The sequence below is a fragment of the Elusimicrobiota bacterium genome (assembly GCA_041658405.1).
Lineage (GTDB): Bacteria > Elusimicrobiota > UBA5214 > JBBAAG01 > JBBAAG01 > JBBAAG01.
Map to the genome: position 1 here is coordinate 23184 of JBBAAG010000004.1, position 21672 is coordinate 44855.

18 protein-coding genes and 1 tRNA gene are annotated in these 21672 nt (G+C 40.4%); 7 read left to right on the plus strand and 12 right to left on the minus strand.

The window, feature by feature from the left end; all coding sequences use genetic code 11:
- Positions 1 to 126 precede the first annotated feature (126 nt).
- The 6 genes from WC955_01590 (at position 127) to WC955_01615 (ending at position 11664) form a co-directional block, all read left to right on the plus strand.
- Entirely contained in the window at positions 127 to 1245 is a 1119-nt protein-coding gene (locus tag WC955_01590; GenBank protein ID MFA5857739.1) for a PAS domain-containing sensor histidine kinase, read from the plus strand.
- A gap of 8 nt (positions 1246 to 1253) precedes the next feature.
- The gene (locus tag WC955_01595; protein MFA5857740.1) at positions 1254 to 2411 is read left to right on the plus strand and encodes a CsgG/HfaB family protein; all 1158 of its coding nucleotides are present in this window, start codon (positions 1254 to 1256) and stop codon (positions 2409 to 2411) included.
- 44 nt (positions 2412 to 2455) lie between these two features.
- Positions 2456 to 3949, plus strand: coding sequence for a CsgG/HfaB family protein (locus tag WC955_01600; protein ID MFA5857741.1), 1494 nt, complete (start codon positions 2456 to 2458; stop codon positions 3947 to 3949).
- Between the two features lie 99 nt (positions 3950 to 4048).
- Positions 4049 to 6769, plus strand: coding sequence for a glycoside hydrolase domain-containing protein (locus tag WC955_01605; GenBank protein MFA5857742.1), 2721 nt, complete (start codon positions 4049 to 4051; stop codon positions 6767 to 6769).
- A 566-nt stretch (positions 6770 to 7335) separates the two neighbouring features.
- The gene (locus tag WC955_01610) at positions 7336 to 9744 is read left to right on the plus strand and encodes an ATP-binding protein (protein ID MFA5857743.1); all 2409 of its coding nucleotides are present in this window, start codon (positions 7336 to 7338) and stop codon (positions 9742 to 9744) included.
- A 12-nt stretch (positions 9745 to 9756) separates the two neighbouring features.
- Entirely contained in the window at positions 9757 to 11664 is a 1908-nt protein-coding gene (locus tag WC955_01615; GenBank protein MFA5857744.1) for an alpha-galactosidase, read from the plus strand.
- 10 nt (positions 11665 to 11674) lie between these two features.
- Here the strand turns inward: WC955_01615 and WC955_01620 are convergent, their stop codons facing one another.
- The 10 genes from WC955_01620 to WC955_01665 form a co-directional block, all read right to left on the minus strand.
- Positions 11675 to 12340 (minus strand): hypothetical protein, encoded by a 666-nt coding sequence (locus tag WC955_01620; protein ID MFA5857745.1) that lies wholly within the window; start codon positions 12338 to 12340, stop codon positions 11675 to 11677.
- A gap of 78 nt (positions 12341 to 12418) precedes the next feature.
- Complete coding sequence (locus WC955_01625; protein MFA5857746.1) at positions 12419 to 12913, minus strand: hydrolase; 495 nt, start codon at positions 12911 to 12913, stop codon at positions 12419 to 12421.
- A gap of 17 nt (positions 12914 to 12930) precedes the next feature.
- Positions 12931 to 13428 carry a hydrolase gene (locus WC955_01630; GenBank protein ID MFA5857747.1) on the minus strand — a complete coding sequence of 166 codons (498 nt, stop codon included), beginning with the start codon at positions 13426 to 13428 and terminating at the stop codon, positions 12931 to 12933.
- 35 nt (positions 13429 to 13463) lie between these two features.
- The gene (locus tag WC955_01635; protein ID MFA5857748.1) at positions 13464 to 14105 is read right to left on the minus strand and encodes a hypothetical protein; all 642 of its coding nucleotides are present in this window, start codon (positions 14103 to 14105) and stop codon (positions 13464 to 13466) included.
- 211 nt (positions 14106 to 14316) lie between these two features.
- Positions 14317 to 14625 (minus strand): hypothetical protein, encoded by a 309-nt coding sequence (locus WC955_01640; protein MFA5857749.1) that lies wholly within the window; start codon positions 14623 to 14625, stop codon positions 14317 to 14319.
- Between the two features lie 164 nt (positions 14626 to 14789).
- Complete coding sequence (locus WC955_01645) at positions 14790 to 15602, minus strand: methyltransferase domain-containing protein (protein MFA5857750.1); 813 nt, start codon at positions 15600 to 15602, stop codon at positions 14790 to 14792.
- A gap of 90 nt (positions 15603 to 15692) precedes the next feature.
- On the minus strand, positions 15693 to 16715 hold the full coding sequence (locus WC955_01650; GenBank protein ID MFA5857751.1) for a virulence RhuM family protein: 1023 nt from the start codon (positions 16713 to 16715) through the stop codon (positions 15693 to 15695).
- Positions 16716 to 17142: 427 nt separating this feature from the next.
- Entirely contained in the window at positions 17143 to 17586 is a 444-nt protein-coding gene (locus WC955_01655) for a restriction endonuclease (GenBank protein ID MFA5857752.1), read from the minus strand.
- A 13-nt stretch (positions 17587 to 17599) separates the two neighbouring features.
- The gene (locus WC955_01660; protein ID MFA5857753.1) at positions 17600 to 18223 is read right to left on the minus strand and encodes a hypothetical protein; all 624 of its coding nucleotides are present in this window, start codon (positions 18221 to 18223) and stop codon (positions 17600 to 17602) included.
- A complete protein-coding gene (locus tag WC955_01665; GenBank protein MFA5857754.1) occupies positions 18220 to 18681 on the minus strand; it encodes a topoisomerase DNA-binding C4 zinc finger domain-containing protein in 462 nt (153 codons plus the stop codon). Before WC955_01665 ends, WC955_01660 begins: the two co-directional genes overlap by 4 nt.
- A gap of 369 nt (positions 18682 to 19050) precedes the next feature.
- Between WC955_01665 and WC955_01670 the strand changes: the two genes are divergently transcribed.
- On the plus strand, positions 19051 to 20181 hold the full coding sequence (locus tag WC955_01670; protein ID MFA5857755.1) for a uroporphyrinogen decarboxylase family protein: 1131 nt from the start codon (positions 19051 to 19053) through the stop codon (positions 20179 to 20181).
- 21 nt (positions 20182 to 20202) lie between these two features.
- Here WC955_01670 and WC955_01675 read toward each other — a convergent pair.
- Positions 20203 to 20292 (minus strand) — tRNA-Ser (locus tag WC955_01675).
- A 71-nt stretch (positions 20293 to 20363) separates the two neighbouring features.
- Positions 20364 to 21659 carry a serine--tRNA ligase gene (gene serS, locus WC955_01680; protein ID MFA5857756.1) on the minus strand — a complete coding sequence of 432 codons (1296 nt, stop codon included), beginning with the start codon at positions 21657 to 21659 and terminating at the stop codon, positions 20364 to 20366.
- Between the last annotated feature and the right edge of the window lie 13 nt (positions 21660 to 21672).

A 21672-nucleotide genomic window follows, 5' to 3' on the forward strand; every position in this document is an offset into this window, starting at 1 on the left:
TAGAATACACTACTATAAATATGCAAACTAATATTGAATGCTTGTTAAAGAATTTAACTGTAATTTCGGTTATAATATTATTCATAAAAGGAAATGGTAACAATATAGTTACACAGAGAAGGTGAAATGAACAATAATTCTATAGATCTATTACTGAAATCCAACCCGCGGTTATTATTTGAATCCGTCATTCGGGGGATACAGGACGCTTTGATTGTTACGGATAAGGATGACCGTATATTATTCGCGAATTACGCTGCGACTGCGTTGTTCGGTATTACGGTTAATGATATGCAAAACCATAAGTGCTACGAATTCCGGTGGTTATCCAACAATGACGGTACCGAGTTTTGCAAAGAGCAATGTCAATTATCCTGTAAAGTAAAACAAGGCGCCTCGATCTCATGCCCGTTATCCCGGGAATTATACTTTGCTCCGGATCATGCCAATACACGGATACCTTTATTACACAGCATATATCCTTTATATATTGACGGCAAGTTTGAAGGCAGTATAAAACTTTTTCGTGATATTTCCGCGCAAAAGGAAGCTGACCAGCAGAAAGAACGTTTCCGGCAGATGCTTGTTCATGATATAAGAAACCCTATTACCGTGATTTCCGGTGTGCTGTCCACTCTAAAAACTGAAAAAAAACTTAAGTTAAAAGATAAAACTAAAATTATTGCCCTGGGTATCGGTGCGAGTGATAACGTAATCGATCTGGCAAACGAGTTTTTGGAACTATCAAAACTTACATCTGCAACACCGCAGGGGGAATACAAAAAAGTTAAACTTAACACATTTATAAAACAAATAATTTCCGCTCAAAATATTATCGCAAAAAATAAGAGGATTAAAATTAAGTTCTCTCCCGGTAATACCAATCCTTTCATTAACACAGACCCCGGTAAACTCGCGAGGGTATTCCAAAATGTTATAGACAACGCTTTAAAACACGGCCCCGCGGGGGAAGATGTCAATATCAAAAGCAGGTATGAAGATAAACATATAACCATCGCGGTAAATAATACAGGGTCATTAATCCCGGCTAATGAAATAAAAAAAATATTTGAACCTTTCTACGTTGGTAGTAAAGAAGCCAGGATGAATATCAGCGGTATAGGCCTCGGGTTAGCTTTTGCTTCAATGGTTGTTACGCAGCATAACGGCAAAATCTGGGCGGAAAGCAATTTAAACTCAGGGACAACGTTTTACATTCAACTACCTACAATAAAAAGTGAATGAAATAAAAGATGAGAAATGTTTTTGTAACTATCATTTTTGCACTAATATTTTTTGCCGCACAGCCTGTAGACGCAGGGAAACAGGAAAAGGTTAGGGATCTTCTCTCTTCAGCGGTAACGTTATATAATTCCGGTGACTTCCTCCGTGCACTTGCTGAAGTAGATAAAGCTGAAAAAGTATGGAAAAATAATGTTGATATAAAATATATGCGGGAACGTATAAGCAATACGATGAAAGACCAGACCGCGCCGGGTATTCAAATAGAAGAACAGATTATTACCAATACCAACCCATACACCCTATCTTTTTTTGTTGCGGATGACTTCGACCTTGCATATATAATGATTAATGACCAAAAAATTGAGTATACCCTTAGTTTGAATGCACAAATCATCCGCAGTGTTGACCTTACAGGCGGCGGAGGTGAGTTTGTGATCAAAACATCTGACCGCAAGGGTAATATTTCCTCCAAAACTATAAATATAGTTTTGGATAAAGACGCGCCGGGGGTGGTTATCACAAAACCTGAACATCTAAAAACGCGGGTAACAGAACCCGAGATTCTGGTGGAAGGAAAAATCAGTGATGCGAATACGCTTAAACTCGCAAGCTACGGCGATTCGTCCGTAAGAAATGTTCCGCCACCGTGTTTCTTCAGAAAAAAGGTTGTACTCAAACCTGGGGAAAATGTTATCCCTGTTTATGCAGAAGATATTGCGGGGAATAGTACAGCCGTTGACCTAAGAATTACTTACTACAACCCTGCGTTAACAACCGCAGTTGCGGATTTTGATGCAAGGAGTACGGATAAAACTACGGCTATTGCCGTGTCTGACTGGATAAGAAACGCTTTGGTTAAACATAATAAGTTTAATATTGTTGACCGCAGTAATATGCTGAAAATCCTTAATGAACAAAAGTTTCAGGATGCGGTAGCTAATACAGAAGATAACGCAGCGAAGATCGGGAAGTTATTGAACGCCCAAAAAATGGTGGTAGGTAATGTTATGAACCTCCTCGGGCAGGTATATATCAACGTCAGCGTAATCAACGTGGAATCCGGGATTATGGAGTACTCAAAAAAACTTAAATGCTCATCTCCGGACGACCTGTTTCCCGGTGCGGAAGTTATCGCTGCGGATATAGTAAAAATGTATGTAAAATAGTTTGTTATAATATATTAATATTTTTGAACAAGGAGAATTTGTTTATGAACCGTTGTATTATGTTTGTTTTGTCTATGTTATTATGTGTGTCCCCGGTATTAACTGTTTATGCAACAGCGGAAGAAGCTACGGAACTCTCAACCAAAGAATCTGTGGTGGTATACCCTTTCAACGACAGCACCGGTAAAAGTTTATCTCAAGCGGTAACAGATTTGGTAATCAACAAAATAATTAATCTCGGACGGTTTACCATAGTGGAACGCGAGAAACTACAAAAAATTTTGGCAGAACAACAACTTGCGATGTCCGGCGCAGTAGATGAAAACACAGCCGTAAAAATCGGGCAGTTACTCGGTGCGAAAAAAGCAATCGCGGGAACCATAACGGTTTATGACGCAACAAAAGGCGAAGGCGACGACGGCGTAAAATGGTCCGCCAATATCGGGATGGTTGTACGGTTGATAGATATAGAAACTGCTGAATTATTAAAATCCAGTGAAGTTCGCGGATCGGGCAGCGGGAAGACGGAAGGCGCAGCAAAACAGGCAGCGTTATCCTCTGCGATGACGTCAATAGAATATGATATCCGCAAGATGTTCAAACTAAAACTCAAGATCGCGAATATCACAGATAAAGGTGTGTACATAACCGCAGGGAATAACCTGGGATTGAAAAAAGGGTATAAGTTTGATGTAATCCGCCGTGGCGAACCTATCAAAGATTCCGAAGGTAATATTCTGGAAATCCCGAAGGAAAAAGTTGCTACGCTTAAAGTTGAACAAGTGCATGGGAACACCAGTATCGCAAAAGTGTCAGCGTCAAAAGGTGAGATCAAACCTGGCGATATGCTGGAGGAATGGGTAACTTTTGGCTTACGCGCATACGTGGGACTAAACTATTTACCGTTCCAGATGACCGCAAGTACTGTTACAATGACCTGGTTTGACGGCGTGGATACCTACGACCTTGGGTTTACTCAAAAAGCAATGAGTTCCACCCTCGGAGTATTTTTTGGCGCGGAGAAAGAAGCCGACCCGTTTACCGCTGGTATGCGTGCAGGGTTCGTTTTTGGCGGTGAAAAAATTTCTGCGGGTGAGGTCGGGCTTTATGGTAAAGCGGAACTCACGGGACAGGTTATCAGTGTTGGCGCAAATATTGACCTTGGATTACTCTACGCATTTGGTACATTAGGTACTGTGGGGAAAGGTAATGTCAGCGGCGCAAATTTTGCGTGGGGCCCAAAAGGCGAAAAAATTAATGAAGGTACTGCAATTAATGCTGCGGGATATGCTTTAGGTATAACACCGTCAGCGGATGTGCGGTTAAACCTTAGCGATACCAGCGGGATAAATCTTAATGTCGGATACCGTCTGTATTCTCCTATTGATACCAATAGCTGGAGTATAATGACCAAGGATTCTGATGATAAAGAAATAGAACTCGTTACCTCCGGGACAAAAACGTTACGCGGTGCACGGCCTAGTACGTTAAATACCGGCGGGCTTGTGATCAACGTATCCTGGGTAATGATGTTCTAAAAAGGATCATCTATAAAGGCTTAATAATAATAATGTACGCCACCCTGAATATTTTACACAAAACATCTCGGGGTGGCGTTTATTTTCAAGGAGTACTTAATGAAACAAACCGTTGTGTTTATCGTTGTAACTCTAGCGTTATCATTTACCTTGCCGGTGCACAGTGTTATGCTTGAACCCAAAACCAATACTATTATCGCTGACACTACCTATTGTCCAGAAATACAAACTGCGTTAAATTTTACCGGCAAAATTGATGACCCGTTATGGCAAACTGTTGCTGCAACGACTAAAGGAACAAGGTTTAATCTTATCCCCAGGATAAAGGGTAAGGCTACGCAGCAAACTGAAGTTTATACTATGTGTGACAAAAACAACCTGTATATAGCGTTTAAATGTTACGAATCACAGATGGAGAAAGTGGTGTCAACAATGACCGCACGGGATGATCTTATTTATAGAGAAGATTCCGTTGAGCTGTTTATTGACACGCTCGGGAACACAACTGCGTATTATCATTGTATTGCTAATACATTAGGCACGCAGTTTGATGAGTATACTATGGGCACAAGTGATAAATGGACCGGTGACTGGAAAGTTTTAACAAACAAAACCAGCGGGTACTGGACCAGCGAGTTTGTCATTCCGTGGACAACGCTGGGGATAAAGTTTGAACGCAACAAAATCATTGGGATAAACTTTTGCCGAAACGAACTTCCGGGAAAAGAAACTTCAACATGGTCACCGTTGTATAACCGTTTTAATGAACCTTCAAATTTTGGCGCGATGATTATTGGCCGCCATGAGCTTGATACAGGAATTGAAGCAAAGATTTCGGGTATCCGCGACTTTTCTGCCGGGAAGGATAATATTGTTAATTTAATTGTTAAAAACACCTCTTCTGCCAGTAAAACACTACTTTTTTCTGCGTCATTTACAATAAATAATGTTACTAAACAACTTGCGGATAAAACTTTTACCGTTAAACCCGGGCAATCAGAGAGTTTGTCCGCCGGATATACCCCCGACGAAATCGGCCCGCAGAAGGTGCAGTTACAAATTGTAGATAAAGCCACGGGTGATGTTATATTATTAAAAAATGTATCTTTCAATGTTTCACCTCTGGCGTTAAGTAATTACGGGTACGTTTTACCTTCTAACCCAGACATTACAGCCTGGTGGTGTGAGAATACGTATAAAGTAGGAAAGTTCCGCGATTTGCCTGCAGAAAAAGCTTTGGCGGTAAAAATCTATGCTGCGGGTAACGAACGTGAACACTTCCAGCTTGTGCTTCACGGGAAGAAAAAACTTGAAAATATAAAAATATCCGCTGCCGCCCTTACCGGCCCTGACGGTGCGGTGATACCCAATAATTGTTATGAGATAAAAGTTGTGAGTTACGTATACGTCCACACGCCAACCGATATTTTTGGTAGTGTTGGTTCTTACCCTGACCCGTTGCCCTTACATACCGCGCCGTTTGGTATTGAACCAAATGAGAACCAGCCGGTATGGTTTACAATAAACGTTCCTGAAGACGCAAAGCCTGGTGTGTACAAAACAATAATAAAAATTGTATCCTCAAACACTGCACCGCTTTCTGTCCCGGTTGAGCTCAAGGTTCGCAGGTTTGCGTTAACAAAAGAAACGCATACTCCTACTGCCTACGGTATTTGGTTGATGACAGAACGGCACGGAGCGAAAACACAGGAACAGGTAGAGAAAGTATATGAAAACTATTGGGAAAACTACAGCCGTCACAGAATATCGCCGTATGACCCGTTCATTTTTCATCCCATAAAGAAGGATATAAAAAAATTGGCAGATGGGACGTATGACGTTAAACTCGACTTCACGGATTTTGATAATTACGCGGAGAAAGTGTTTAACGAGTACAGATTCACCGCGTTCAACCTCGGATTCGATACTGTACCCGAAAAACTGGGTGAAGAAACACGGTTTTCTGACGCGTATAAAAAGTTGCATAAGCAAGTTTATGGCGGGATCGTCGACCATCTCCGTGAAAAAGGGTGGTTGGAAAAAGCGTATTGTTACTGGATAGACGAACCTCATCCCGGAGCGGATTACGAGCTTGCGGAACAGGGATATGAATTGTTAAAACAAAACTGTCCTGGCTTGCGCCGGGTGTTGACTGAAACACACGAAAAGTCGCCGTCACCTACTTTCACCGGTATGGTTGACCTCTGGGTACCCATTACAAACAGGTACAGCCACGACCTTGCAGAACCACGGCAGGCGGTAGGTGAAGAAGTGTGGTGTTATGTCTGTACAGGCCCGCGTGCGCCATACCCCAACGTATTTGTTGATCACCCGGCGATTAACCACCGCATAATTTTTTGGCAAATGCAAAAGTATAACATTACCGGATCGTTGTACTGGACGATAGGGTTTTGGAACCACGGCAACCCATGGCTTGACCCGTTATCCTACAGTAAAGATGATAAGTCCGGTAATTTTGGTAACGGCGACGGGCGGTTGGTATACCCTCCCAGAGTGGAGGAACATCCTGCGGACTTCATTGATTCCGGGCCGGTGGATTCAATCCGGTGGGAGCTCGTGAGTAAAGGAATTGAAGACCGCGAATATTTTTGGATACTCAACCGCGAACTCGCGCGGGTAAAAAAACTTAACCGCACAGACAGTGCGGTGACTAATGCTATCCGCCAGGCGGGGGACGCATTGGAATTACCAAATAAACTTTCACGTACAATGACGGATTTTGAGAAAGACCCGCAGAAACTGTACGCTGCGCGGGAATTCGTTGCAAATATGATAGAATCTCTTATGGACATTCAATGAACGCCCTTATATTTTTTGTTTATGGCATAAGTTTTTTAATCATTGGCATTGCTGTTTTATCAAGCATAAACAAACAGAGTACATATAGAATTAACGGGTTACTCTGGCTTTTTGCACTCTACGCTTTGTTACATGCCCCCGCTGACTTTATTGATATATGGAATTTGTCTGGCAGGAAAAGTTATCCGTTATTTATCATAGGACAGGCGCTGACTTTCACAGCATACATATTTTTATTCGAATTTGGCAGGCGCCTCCTAAAAATATCTAAATATCTCATTCCTTCCCTTCTTTTTACAACAATTATTCTAAGTTTTAGCTCCACCGACTTCTGGGTTACCCTAAACATTTTGTTTGGTTACTTCATAAGATTCCCGGCAGGTGTTATCACAGGGATAGGCATCATCCTGTATTCTTATAGAGAAAACCAATTGAAGGAACAGCCGAAATTAATAAAATATTTTTGGATTTGGGGCATAACAACAATTTTATGGGCATTTTTCTGCGGGTTAGTCAGGATGAAAGGCAATTTTTTTCCAGCTAACATACTAAACATCCCTTCTTTTATGGAAACAACCGGTCTATCGGTTTATGTGTTTAGGACAGGCTGCGCGATAGTATCAACCATTGCTATATTAAACATTTTTAAGGCGGATTTCAGGAAAAAGTATTACAGCCAACCATTGATAATCTTGACACTTACAATGTCAATAATCTTTATTTGCGAATTTATTATTATGCTATTTTTATTATCCCTTCCGCCAATATCTGTTTGGCATGAAGCGCTTATTGACGCGTTAATACTCAGCATTCTCATTTCCCCGGGCCTATACTCCTTTGTATTTAAACCACTAATATTCGAGATTAAAGAGCGTACAAAAAAGGAAGTACAGCTCCAGGCAGCGAATGAAATAATCCGTAAGAAACTTGAGTTCAGCGATAATAACCTTGAGCGCAGTTATGAAATCCAAAAGATATTGAATGAAATACTGAAAATATCGCTTTCCCGCCTTTCGTTAAACAAAATGATGGAAAAAGTGTTGGATATTGTACTTTCAATCCCCTGGATATCTTTTGAATCACGGGGCGGTATTTTCCTGGCTGATGAAAAAGGGCAAAATCTTATAATGAATGCGCAGAGAGGATTATCGTCGTTTATTCAGGAAAAGTGTAATAATTTACCTTATGGCAAATGTTTGTGCGGCCGTGCTGCTCAAACAAAGGAAATTGTATTCTCCGCCGGTCTTGATAACAGACATGAAATTAGTTACGAAGGAATATTGCCTCATGGCCATTACTGCGTACCTATTATGAACAAAGGCAATGTACTGGGTGTTATCAATATCTACACAAAACCCGGGCATGTGAGAAATGGAATTGATGAAGAATTATTAATCGCGGTATCAAATGTGCTTTCCGGAATTATTTTGCATAAACAAACCGAAGAGAAACTTGATCTCGAGAAGGAAAGAATCGCAGTAACACTACGAAACATGACGGAAGGCGTTATTGCGACTGATACTACAGGCAAAATTGTGCTTATGAACAAAACCGCGGAAGCATTAACCGGCTGGCCGTTTAGTTTTGCGCAGGGGACAGATATCGATACCGTGTTTAATCTAGAACATCCGGAAAATACTAAGATCAGCTCATTTGTAAAAACAACTGTTGTCACCGGATTGATCGATGATATTGGAAACTCAATACTTACGGACAAAAATGGTGCGCAAAAAACTATATCTGCAAGTATTTCGCCTATAAGGAATAAGGAAAGTGTTGTGATAGGTACTGTTATTGTATTCATTGATATCACCGAAAAACTGAAAACTGAAAAAGAAATGCTTAAAGCACAAAAACTTGAATCTATTGGCTTACTTGCTGGCGGTATTGCTCACGATTTCAATAATTTTTTAACCACAATACTCGGTAATATATCAATTGCAAAAACCAATACGGAGCTCGACAGCGAGACAACTGAGATATTGACAGACGCGGAAAATGCTGCATTCAACGCAAAAAATTTGACGCATCAACTCCTAACTTTTTCAAAAGGCGGGAACCCTGTAAAAGAAATCGTTGCAATAAATGAACTGGTAAGCAACGCCATAAACTTTTGTGTCCGGGGAACAAATGTAAGGCATAACATATCCTTACACGCAGGTACATTTTTAGCTGAAGCTGATAAAGGACAGATTACCCAGGTTATCAATAATCTTGTAATCAACGCAGTACAAGCTATGCCTGATGGCGGTACTATTAATGTCACGCTTGAAAATATATTTTTTGCAAATGAAACCAGGCTTAGCGAAGGAATACTGATCTCTCCGGGTAATTACGTAGAAGTATCTATACAAGACAGCGGTATTGGAATTGCGCCGGAACATCTCAACAAAATATTTGATGCATATTTTACCACAAAACAAAAAGGCAGCGGGTTAGGCCTGGCGGTAACGTATTCAATAATAAAAAAACATAATGGTTATCTGACTGTCGAATCCACACCAGGCAAGGGCACTACTTTTCACATCTATCTCCCCGCGGTAAAAGGCGATAATATTATCACTAAAACAGTCGATACGCCTTTAATAAAAGGGAAAGGGCGGATTCTTTTACTGGACGACGATGAAATGATTATACGGGTAGCGGAAAGGATGTTAAACAAGCTAGGCTATGACGTTGACTCCGCGAAAACTGGTGAAGAAATTATCAAAATATTTATTGATACCAAAACTGCGGGAGGGACATTCGCGGCAGTTATACTAGACCTTACAATTTTGGGCGGGATGGGTGGATTGGAAACTGCAAAAAAATTGATTGAAATTGATAAAGATACAAAAATGATTGTTTCCAGCGGGTACTCAAGCGGCGATGTTGTATCTGATTATAAAAACCACGGTTTTATTGCTGTTCTTTCGAAACCATATTTGCTTGAAGAACTTAGTAAAACACTGGCGGCTGTAATTTCTTCTACCTGAAGGAGGTTGTTTATGGAAACATTTTCTCGTTGGTTAAATACGCGGCTTGACTCTGACCCGCCATTTACGTTTACTTATGGTGGGGCGGGGTTTAAAGATATTATTAAAACCTGGGCGATCTCGCGGGCTACTACACAAATTGATACCCATCGCAAGAAGCATATAATAACCTATACCGACCCAAAAACAGGGCTGGAAGTTTTGTTTGAAGGAACTGAGTATACAGATTTTTCCGCGCTTGAGTGGATAATGTATTTCACTAATAAAGGAACTGTGAATACGCCTATCATAGAAAATATACTTGCACTAGATACTTTGTTAGGCAGTGAAACCGGCAAGTTTGTCGTCCACCACGCGAAAGGTAGTGATAGTAAGATTTACGACTTTCAACCATTAACCGACACTATCTCCGCGGGGAAACAACTGAAAATCTGTACAAACACCAGGTCGTCATCCGCACAATCCTTTCCTTTTTTTACTGTGGATACCAATGAAGCGGGAATCATTGCTGGGATTGGATGGTCAGGTTTTTGGGAAGCTGAGTTTATTCGCGATAACGCCAAGTCTATGCAAGTCACGGCGAAGATGAACTCAACACACTTGTTTTTGTACCCGGGCGAAATAATCCGAACACCAAGTATAGTATTAATGTTTTGGGAAGGCAATCGTATGCACGCGCAAAACCGATGGCGGAAGTTGTTGAGAGACTATTACTCCCCTCGGCCAAACGGGAAAACATTGGAAGTTCCTTTATGCGGAACAAACTGGGGTGCGGCAACCGAGGAAGCACAAATCAAACTTATCAATTGGTATGCAGATAATAATATGGAGATAGAGTGTTTTTGGATCGACGCGGGATGGAGCGGCAAAACCGGAGACTCCTGGCCAGTAACCGCGGCAAGCCGGATTCCAAACCCTGAGTACTATCCTAACGGCCTAAAACCTGTATCTGACGCAGCGCATAAACGGGGAAACAAGTTTTTGTTATGGGCATGGCCCAACCGCGTATTGCCCGGCGTAGAAGTTGCTGCGGAACATCCCGAATGGACAATTACTGAGGAAACTATTGACCATGGCAACCCTGAAGCAAACGCGTGGATGATAGAAACTATTTCAAAACTTATCAAAGACCACGGGGTTGACCTTTTCCGCCAGGACGGTATCCCGTATTACCCGAAAGATGATAATCCCGACCGGGTAGGGATTAACCAAATTCGGCATTTTGAAGGGTTCTACGCGTTTTGGGACGAACTTTTACGCCGATATCCCGGGTTAATAATCGACAACTGTGCCGGCGGGGGACGAAAAGTTGATTTAGAAACTATTAAACGCAGCGTAGTGTTTTGGCGCAGTGATTTCCAGTGTTACCAACAATTTGACCCAATTGGGGTGCAGGGACAAGCGTACGGATTATCGTTTTGGGTACCGATAAGCGCCGGGTGTACCACACGGGCACTTACAAAGTACGGGTGCCGCAGTGCGTATAGCCCCGGGTTAGTGTTGGGATGGACTGGCCCCGATGTTTGGAAAGGTTTTGAAAACGATGATTATTGGAAAAACTTTGACTACGAATTAGCTCGGAAGTTGTTGGCCGAGTACCGCGAGGTACGCAAATATTTTTACGGTGACTATTATCCGTTAACACCGTACAGTATTAACCGTGACGTATGGCTCGCATGGCAGTTTGACCGGCCAGACTTAGACGGGGGTGTTGTTCAAATATTCCGCCGGGATGAAAGCCCTTATAGAACTGCTCAATTGAAATTGTTTGGACTCGATCCGGAAGCAGAGTATGAGGTTAAAGATTTTGATACGGCTATTGTTAAACGTATCGCCGGTAAAGATTTAATGGCCACCGGGCTTGATATTACTCTTACTGAAATGCCGGATTCTAAAGTTATTGTATACAAAAAAATTTGAATACAGTATTCTAATACGATGTACCAAACTCAAGTGTTATACCGGTATGAACATCTTCGCGGATAGTACTAAAAGTTTGGATTGAGCGTTCAATTCTTACACCAAGAAAATTACTTCCGCTCATCATATACCTGGCATTTATATTAAACATTGTAAACTTTGCTTCCGTAAAGCCAATCCCGATTTCTGTGTATAGTTCATTCAACCGTACCATTAACGCTGTAATAAATCCTGTGTAGGTTGTCATATGTTCATAGTCATAAAGGTCTAACCGCAGGTCATTGTATGCCTTCACACCAATATCTATATTACTTGCCAGCGAAACTGACGCAAAGCCGCCATATAAAAGTCCTAAGTTCATAAATAACGGAAAATGCCCATCTGTTTTATACATTGCACCGGACATTGTTCCGTATGTACCAAAATAATCGCCCAACCGAACCGGGAATTTATCACCAAGTATCATGGATAATAACATGTCTACCAATGAACCGCTACAATGCCCATACAAACCTATTGACGAATTGTTTATCTGTTCGTAACTATTCGGCCCTCCAACATTAAGGCCTTTTAGTCCAACATGAAAATCCTGGATTGCCAACGGCCCTTTGGAATGTACTGCCGGAACAAATATTATTGCTGCTAATAACGCTACCACCAAAACTTTGTTTTTCATTACATCCTCGCTTTCCTATAGTTGGTATGTTATTAATAAGAAATTAGTTTGTCAACCTGATTTTTAGGAAGTTTGTGATTAAACTTCAGCAAAAACAACTGCGTAATTGTGCCCGTAAAGTTTAGCGCATTTAGGGCATGTGGTGAAGTAAACATAATACTTCTTTACTATCTTCCCTTGTGAGACAATGAAAGGTTCCATTTCTTCTATCCACTTTGGCACCGCGTTATACGGCCCGTCAAATACTTTACTGAGAAACTCACCGGTAAATTTAACGGTTTTCTCATTTGGCACCTCTTTTGTTACTGCCATGTATAGTTCGGATTTCCAGGGGGATGGGTCGGTTGCAAGAAACAGGAAGTCTTCCAATGCCGGTGCTGCGCCGGCTGCCTGAGCAGAAGCCCACATACGTGCCATCTTTTTACCTAGCAGCGGGGGGAATGGTATATGGAATATCTGCGGGATTGTATCTTTGATAAACAGTTTATCTTTCCAGAAACTATTTTTTTCATTCCATTTTGCAGGGTCAAACTTCGGGCAACATTGAACATTATTACCGTCTTGGTGTTTCATCCATTATCCGCCTTTCGTCATGCTATCTGCGCAAAGATGACAACATAATTTTTGCCGTACACTTTCGCGCATTTAGGACATGTGGTATACGAGAAGTACAGTTTGTTGATTTTCTTGCTCTTGGATTCCACGTACTTCGTCATTTCCTGCATCCACTTCCCGATATCCTGGTATGGCCCTTCAAACACTTTGGTTAGAAACGTACCGGTGAGTGTTGCCATCTGCGCGCCAGGAACTTCTTTTGCAACATCGATGTATATATCAGCACCCCACAACGACTTTTCGTCGGTCAGCATCAGCTGGTAGGGCGATTTCGCCGCTGCTTTCTCGATTAACGCCATATTTTTTGTAACTTTACTCCCGAAGTTTAACGGGATATGCATAAAACTTGTTACATGATCCTTCACGAATATCTTGTTCGTCCACATAATTTCTTTTTCCTGCCACGGTGCGGGATCGAACGGGTCACAGCATCCTGTGTGTTTCACTGCCTGGTTAACTTTTTCTTCTACCATACTATTCCTCCTGCTGTAAAAATATATTTGGGTTGTTACTTATATATTACAAAATAACCGGCTATTATTGAACATATAATCATTACACCACCCCAGATATAGTCCGTTACCCGCGCCTTTTCCCCGTACCCTTTGGCAAGCGGATTTGAAAAAATGAAGAAACAGCCCATAATAAAAATAAATATGGTTAAGCATGTATTGGCTATCTGTATTTGTTCCGGGGTTATATATAAAGAAAACTTTATAGCAAATACTGTAACAAAACTCGTGAGAAAACCGAAGATTACGTAAAACGCGGGATGGTCGTAATCTATTCCCTCACGAATTTTTGTTATTGCTATTTTATTATTACCGCCTCTGCTGGTTAGTTGTTTAAATAAATCTTCAAAATTATCCAGCCCGTTTAAAACCATGGTATTCCCGCCTATATAACTAAGTTTCAGTTCTCTTATACTACCCGCTGTTGTTCTTTTAATATACATTTTTGTAATATTTTCAAATAAAACTTTTTCATGCGACTTAACCGAAATTCTTTCAATGCTCTGTTCGGTTAATATAACTTTTGTCTTAATAAATGTTTTGAAGAAGCTTATCAGCCAAACCCTGCTTATTATCAGTAATACAAGAAAAACGGCAAACGATGGTATGCATAATACTAAATTGTTTATAATAAACATGTTGAACACCAATGGGAATATTATTATTAAACAAACAAATATTGTTACGATTAAAGTTGTATATGCAGTTATTCTTCTTCTAACTTCTGGTTTTGACACAACGAATTTACAAATATTAGCTTGTTCCATTTTCCCTGATCAATCCTTCGCTGGCAGCAAATTTTACGTCGCCAAGCGAGTCATGTGTTATTACAGTCAATACCAGCCTATTTTATTTCGATAATCTTTCAAATACGTCACAGAATACCGCGTCGCGGTACACGTGATAAACCGTTTTTATCAAGTGGCGGGTATTGTCGAAACTATACATATTCTCGTACGTAAACACCGGGCTTTGAACATATCTTGAGGGCAACCACTTGGCGTTTATCAACCACGCAACTGCTGTGAGGTCCCACACAACTTTTGAATACGCTCCGATTGCTATTACATACAACTCACCCTTGGCTTCCCTCGCTTTTTTCACGAGGTCGTGCGCAGCGTATACGGCCTTGAGGTTAATCCTGTCGCCTGATTTCAATGCTTAAGCCAGTGCGAACTGGTCGTCGATTTCATTAAACGTATCTGTATCAAGTACTGCGTCAACCATACCCCCAGGTGTTTTAAGTGCATTTACTATTTCTTCGTTTGTAGGCATTATAATCTCCTTATTTTTCAGAGATAACAAGCATCTCATAATTCATTTCATCTGTGTTTTGACTTGTACCCTACAACAAACAACCTTTTAAATGTGAATATAACTTTCCCATTTTCTTGTAATGAATAAGATTTTTGTATTTCACCCAATACCTCTTTTTCAAAGTCCGTTTTTTCTGAATCACTGCTTAAACTATCCAGATACGGTTTCAGGCCTGTACTTTTTGACCATTCAATAATCGCAGGTTGTGATTCTAAAACATGCAAATATTGGGTTTCCCATAATTCAATGAAAGACATTTTTGGGGATAAGATATTGTAATAGAAACTATAGTCGTGATATGTAAATAGCTTTGAGCAATGCTCAGTTTTATTTTTCCAACGCTCTTCTTGAGCAACATTATCCAGTATTTTACCAAGCGGCATGTCTCTAAACAATGGTATTTGAAATGCTAAAACCCCGTTTTCAGTAAGTAGTGCATCGAACGTCTTTAGCAAGTTTTCATGATTGGGAATCCATTGTATTGTTGCGTTTGAAAAGACAATATCAAACTTTGTTTCCGACGAATAACTTGCCGCGTCTGCCTGAACCCACTCGCATTGCGGATAATTTTGTTTTGCTTTCTCAATCATATTCGGCGAGCTATCGATTCCCAGTATTTTAGCGGTAGGCCACCGGTCCATCAACACTTTACTGCTGTTCCCCGGCCCGCAGCCGATATCAATAATGTTTTGTGGCTGATAGCTTATCTTAATCCTGTTAACCAAATCAATTGACGGCTGGGCTCGTTCATTCCCGAACTTTAAATATGCGTCTGGGTTCCAGTCGGTTTTATAATTCATAGTGCTTGCCATCTGCATTAGTTATCGAGAATTCCTCGGTAACTGATTTATTATCCGGTTTGAAAATATTTTTAATATTAAGAGATATATTGTTGATAGTCATTTATGCTATTTATTTTTCTTTTTCTCAATATCTAATATTTTCTTAACCTCACGGTCAAAATCGGAAACATAGTTTTTATCCTGAACCTTTTTGAATTCATCATATTCTTTTAGCGCCAATGTTTCCGCTACTTCATGGCTGATTTTACCGGCATTAGTCAAAATATCGTATTCGCTAAATTTTAGAAAAGCGTTAAGTTTTTCCACCCAATCCTTCATAGTCATTGCCTTGCCTCGCGCCGCTTGCATCTCAGCATAATCCAAATACATATTTCCAATGCGGTTCAAGTGTTCCAGCTCTTTTTTGTCCAGGTAATTTTTTGCAATTACTGTGTCGCTTGGCATAATTTTCCCTTGAGGAGAGCGCCTCCAAGAGGTTAATCCCATTTTGTCTTTTTTACTGCTCACGCGTTCCGTAATAATTTCTGCTGCGGTTTTTCCAGTTATGGCAAAATGAAGTTTATTTTGTACGGTAGCAAAAAACTCTTTACTCTCATATGCTTTTGGCGAATAATCGATTGCGGTGGCATAAATATCGGTAATTTTTTGATATATCCTTCGCTCACTAGTGCGGATATCTTTAATTTCTTCATAAAGCTCATCAAAATACCTGGCGCTAAAACGAGAGCCGTATTTCATTCGATTGACATCCAGGGCATAGCCCTTGTGGATATAATTTTTCAAAATTCCGGTTGCCCACTGGCGAAACTGCGCTCCTCGCTCGGAACTTACTCGATAACCAACGGCAATAATGGCTTCAAGGCTATAAAAAGCTACCTTTCTGGAAACTTCTCTTTCGCCTTCTTTTTGAACTGCCGAGAATTCCTCGGTAGTTGATTGTTGATCAACTTCATGTTCCTGATAAATATTCTTTAAGTGAAGTGATATATTATCCGCAGAACAATCAAAAAGCTCGGCCATTTTTTTCTGAGTTAACCAAATATTATCGTCAGCAAACAATACTTCAATGTTCACTGATCCGTCAGGCGTTTGGTAGAAGGCAATTTGATTATCCGGTATTTTTTTCATAGTATCTTTCTCCAGTCCTCCACGATTTTCTTTTCCAGCTCGTGCGCTTCGTCAGTCAATTTTGTAAACTTACCCATCAGATCCTCCATCATCGCGTCAAAATCCACGTCGCTCATTTCTGTATATTAAATCTCAAAATACTGGCTCATTAAGTAATTTTACTGACCAAGATTTTCTGTGTGAATCTGTCACAAATACCGACTCTCTAATGTTTAATGGTCTAATTGATAAGTAATGTAGCCCATCCTCCATTTGAAAAATGTAATCTTTTACCATTTAGCCTACTAGTCGTAATATATCCTGTTAAATCATCAGCTTTTGTATTTTTTTCAACTGGCAGTTGTTTTGATCGAAGTTTGAATTTTTATGACGAAAATCCCAACACCGAATTTCGTGCCAGTGAAACTGTCGCGCCACTAAAACAAATTTACTTCCCCTTGTGTATTCTATACTTAAAAGCTCGTCTAAATCCAGCATTTTCAGCTTCTTTAACAGTTTTACAATAAAATTCGCCGTATTTATTTTCAAGTTTTGTTTTATCATATTGTTGGTCAAAAGGAAGATGATATATTTTTGTACCATTAATTTTTGAAGTGTGGCATTTGATACAAGGATATACTTTATCAAATTTAAAATTTTCCTTTAGATCAATTTTTAATTCCATCGCAAATCTTCTTGCTAAATCGGATAATTGAGTTGAAGTATAGAATATTGCCCGCACTTTTCTATCGGGATTTTCATCTTTATATTGAAAAACTGTTCCAAAAAACTGAAAAATGTGTTTTTCGTAAATTGTCCTAAACTGCGACCAATTCTTGCACTGGATAACGATAAAATCTTTCCCTTTCTGGCAAATCAAATCACGACCCAAATCTTCAACCCCTTTAAAAAATCCCTACATAATCAACATCATAACCCTCTTGCTCATAAAGATAACCAATATATCTTTCATAAAGACGACCAATGAACCATTTGGATTTTGGACGCTTCCAAAATCTATCCAAAGCCATTTGGTTTCTTTCTACGCTCGGCAATTTTCTATACTCTTCTTTTGTAAGATACTGAGTTGTCGCATCTTCTAATTCTTCTTCTGAGTATTCTTTTAAAAGCACCCGCTCTTGCTCTGTTGCGATATCGACTTCTTCTCTTAGATCAACGAGAGAAGGTACGATATACTCATAATATTCAATAAGGTATTGAGCAATTTTCTTTTCTTTTTCTGCCTCTCGCCTTAATCTCGATTGTTCTTTTACAATCAAACTTGCAGAAACAGCAGAATGTTTCTTGTACTGCAAAAAATCAACAATACTTTTGTCTTGCAATTTAAAAAAATCTTCATACGCCTTTGCAAGCCACGGAAACCCAATCTGCCTTTCTTTTGCTAATTGAATTACTCCTTTTTCCTGTTCCTCTAACCGTTTAAAAGAAGTATCAAAATTTTTTGACGCATTATTAAAATCAGATAAAAGATTAATGAGTTCTTGTTTTGTTCTGTCGTAGTAGCTCATAGGTGTAAATATGCTTGCCTAATATCATCAATAACTTGCTCATTGATGGATTTTTTAAGTTCTGCTCTCGCTTGTACGATATTATTCGTGTAATCACATTTTGGATATTTTGTGCAACCCATAAACTTGCCGAATTTGCCTTTCCGAACTACGAGATAACCTTCTTTGCATTTTGGACACTCGTTCATTAACTCGACATCTCTTCCCCAAAGTTGCCTCATTAATCCATCAATTTCTTCTCTTATCGGGTCAGTTTTTTCATGTTTTATGTGCGCTAATTTGTTTTTATAACCTTCAATGACTGTCTCAATATTTAATCCATTTAAAACCTCCGTGGCAACTTGATCTCTGATCTTTTCTCTATGCCCTTTAAAAGCATCGGATATTTTGGAAAACAGCCATTCAATTAGAAAGACGGTTCCTACGAAAAACCCAATTATGTAAATTAATGTTGTCATATTACTTTATTAAATCCTTAATATTTAACACATTGACAATCTTTGCCGAGTGGCGAAGCCGCGAGGCAACATCTCTCAAAAATTCTGAATGTGATAATTGGCGGAGAGGGAGGGATTTGAACCCCCGGTAAGCTTGCGCCTACACTGGTTTTCAAGTGACTACACAAAAACACATTCCCTGTCTCCCCGTACCTACAGAAATATTACAACAAATGAAGGGTTATAGACAACTTTATATTTCCATAACTTACCCCGATTTTAGAGCGCATTAATCTTATTGATTTACCTAACCTAAATGATAAAATGTTGCCTAAGATTAAAGACGCTTATAAGAAAAAATGTTTTAATTTATCATAGGAGGTAGCCGTAATGATAGATTTTGAAAAACACAAAAATGAGGTTCAGGAGTTGTGGGAGAAGTATAACCGCCGTGAAAATGAACGCGTACCCATAGCTTTTGCGACTGATGAACAGTTTTGGTTAAAATATGCCGGAAAAACATTTAAAGAGTTTTATACTAACCCGAAAACACATCTAGAAGTACAATTAGAAACAAAGAATTTTGTAGCGAACAATATTATTGGCGATTCGGTACCCGGTATACCGGACCGTTGGGGTGTTTCAGTACAACTTTGGATGGAAGAAAACGAATTTTATGATGCGGAAGTAGTCTATCAGGAAAACGATTACGCCTGGGCTAAATGTTTACCTTTAAGTAAAGAAGATTTATTGAAACATCTTGCTGACCTTGATCCAGAAGTGCAGGTGAAAAAAAATAGTGCGTACAAAATGTATTTATCATTATGTGAGCTAGCTGAAGGAAAAATGTTTTTAGATAAACCTATTAATATTGCAGTTCCAGGCGGTTCAACACACGGGATTTTTACCAAAGCGGCAGAATTACGCGGATTAGAACAGATGTGTATGGACATTTACGATGATCCGGAATGGGTAGAAAAATATTTGTCTTTATTTACCGAGAAAACAATCGCCCGAATTAAAGCGTGGCATAAAATTATTCGCGGGACGGAATTACAGATACCATCCAACAGCCGGTTTCATATTTGTGATGATAGTATCCAAATGATATCACAGGATGTTTATGAACAGTTTGTCTTACCGCATCATTTGAAATTATATAATTCATTTAACCGTAGCGGCCGGGGAATGCACTTGTGCGGGCGGAGTATGCAGCATTATAAAACATTACATGATAAACTGGGCATACTTTGTATTGACGGCCCGGGTGTGTTTGCTGATCACGGGGAGTATTTAAAAGAATTTGGAGGCGGATTTTCCTTTCAAGCACAGACTGACCATACTGTTTTAGGGTTAGGTACGGCGGAACAAATCGAAGATATGGTAAAGCAACTTTTACGGCCGGAGACGAAAATACCAGGACGTTTTAATATAATAGGATTCATTCATAAAGAAACGCGGTTAGAGAATATTGAACTGTGTTATAATTTAGTCCGTAAATACGGAATAATAGATAAATAATAAAAGGTTCTTCTATATTCTTGGCGGAGAGGGAGGGATTTGAACCCCCGGTAAGCTTGCGCCTACACTGGTTTTCAAGACCAGCACCATCGGCCGCTCGGTCACCTCTCCGTTTATGTAAAGCTTACGATAATTATTATAACCAAACCCGCGAGTCCACGCAACTATATATCGTTACTGTTTTACCCGATTTTGTCAAAACCGCAATATGGCCGTAACGCTTCAGGTATAACTATGCTTCCGTCGGGTTGTTGATAATTCTCGAGTATCGCCGCGAATGTCCGCCCCACTGCAACCCCGCTGCCGTTAAGCGTGTGTACGAACCCGCGTTTCCCGTCTTTTGTTTTATACTTAATATTAATCCTACGCGCTTGGAAGTCGGTACAGTTGGAACACGAGGATATCTCGCGCCACTTTCCTTTTCCTCCGTCCTCGCCCGGCATCCATACTTCAAGATCATACGTCCTCGCGCTCGAGAACCCGATATCGCCGGTACAAAGTTCAATCACACGATATGGAAGCCCGAGAAGTTCCAGGATCTTACCTGCGTTAGCGGTTAATGATTCAAGTTCTGCTATCGATTGTTCCGGCATACACAGTTTTACGAGTTCAATTTTGTTGAACTGATGGTTGCGGATAAGCCCGCGGGTGTCTTTACCATACGACCCGGCTTCCCGGCGGAAACACGCGGTGTACGCTGTGTAATATTTTGGTAACATTGTATCGTCGAACACTTCGTCCCGATGCATGTTCGTCAACGGCACTTCGGCTGTGGGAATAAGAAACGCGTTGTCCTCCGCAGCGCCGCATTGATAAAGTTCTTCCCGAAACTTTGGCAGCTGGCCTGTGCCCGTCATCGTTTGTTCCGTCACGAGAAACGGGGGAAATATTTCGGTATATCCATGTTGTTGAGTATGCACGTCAAGCATAAAGTTTATCAACGCGCGTTCCAGCCGCGCACCCTGCCCTTTTAACGCGACGAACCGCGAGCCCGAAAGTTTTGCTGCACGTGCAAAGTCAAGGATATCAAGTTTCTCGCCGAGGGTGGTATGGTCTTTCGCGGGGAAATCAATTGCCCGCGGAGTACCCACTTGCCGCACTTCTTTGTTCTCAGTCTCATTTTTACCGATAGGGATTGATGCATCGCAGAGGTTGGGCAACGACTGTGTTTGGAGCAAAAGGTCCGCTTCGATTTTATCAAGCGTGTCTTTGAACCCCTTAACCTCTTCTTTCCTTTTTTGGTTCGCTTCAACAATAGTTTTTACTTCAGCATCCCGCTTTTCTTTTTTTAGTTTCGGTATTTCCGCAGAACTTTTGTTGACTTCCGCCTGTAACGCTTCAAGTTTCAACAACACTTCCCGGCGGGTGGAGTCAAGCTCAACAATCTGTTCAAGCGTCGGGATATACCTCCCGCCGCGGTTAAGCACGTTTTGTTTTACCATATCATAATTTTCGCGGATAAGTTTGATATCAATCATTTAACATTCCCTT

Coding starts and splice junctions, on each gene's coding strand:
- WC955_01595 (MFA5857740.1), top strand. CDS start 1,254: ATGAGAAATGTTTTTGTAACTATCATTTTTGCACTAATATTTTTTGCC.
- WC955_01650 (MFA5857751.1), bottom strand. CDS start 16,715: ATGAAAAAAATACCGGATAATCAAATTGCCTTCTACCAAACGCCTGAC.
- WC955_01635 (MFA5857748.1), bottom strand. CDS start 14,105: ATGTTTATTATAAACAATTTAGTATTATGCATACCATCGTTTGCCGTT.
- WC955_01600 (MFA5857741.1), top strand. CDS start 2,456: ATGAACCGTTGTATTATGTTTGTTTTGTCTATGTTATTATGTGTGTCC.
- WC955_01625 (MFA5857746.1), bottom strand. CDS start 12,913: ATGAAACACCAAGACGGTAATAATGTTCAATGTTGCCCGAAGTTTGAC.
- WC955_01590 (MFA5857739.1), top strand. CDS start 127: ATGAACAATAATTCTATAGATCTATTACTGAAATCCAACCCGCGGTTA.
- WC955_01605 (MFA5857742.1), top strand. CDS start 4,049: ATGAAACAAACCGTTGTGTTTATCGTTGTAACTCTAGCGTTATCATTT.
- serS (MFA5857756.1), bottom strand. CDS start 21,659: ATGATTGATATCAAACTTATCCGCGAAAATTATGATATGGTAAAACAA.
- WC955_01670 (MFA5857755.1), top strand. CDS start 19,051: ATGATAGATTTTGAAAAACACAAAAATGAGGTTCAGGAGTTGTGGGAG.
- WC955_01645 (MFA5857750.1), bottom strand. CDS start 15,602: ATGCAGATGGCAAGCACTATGAATTATAAAACCGACTGGAACCCAGAC.
- WC955_01615 (MFA5857744.1), top strand. CDS start 9,757: ATGGAAACATTTTCTCGTTGGTTAAATACGCGGCTTGACTCTGACCCG.
- WC955_01610 (MFA5857743.1), top strand. CDS start 7,336: ATGGAAACAACCGGTCTATCGGTTTATGTGTTTAGGACAGGCTGCGCG.
- WC955_01630 (MFA5857747.1), bottom strand. CDS start 13,428: ATGGTAGAAGAAAAAGTTAACCAGGCAGTGAAACACACAGGATGCTGT.
- WC955_01665 (MFA5857754.1), bottom strand. CDS start 18,681: ATGACAACATTAATTTACATAATTGGGTTTTTCGTAGGAACCGTCTTT.
- WC955_01620 (MFA5857745.1), bottom strand. CDS start 12,340: ATGAAAAACAAAGTTTTGGTGGTAGCGTTATTAGCAGCAATAATATTT.
- WC955_01660 (MFA5857753.1), bottom strand. CDS start 18,223: ATGAGCTACTACGACAGAACAAAACAAGAACTCATTAATCTTTTATCT.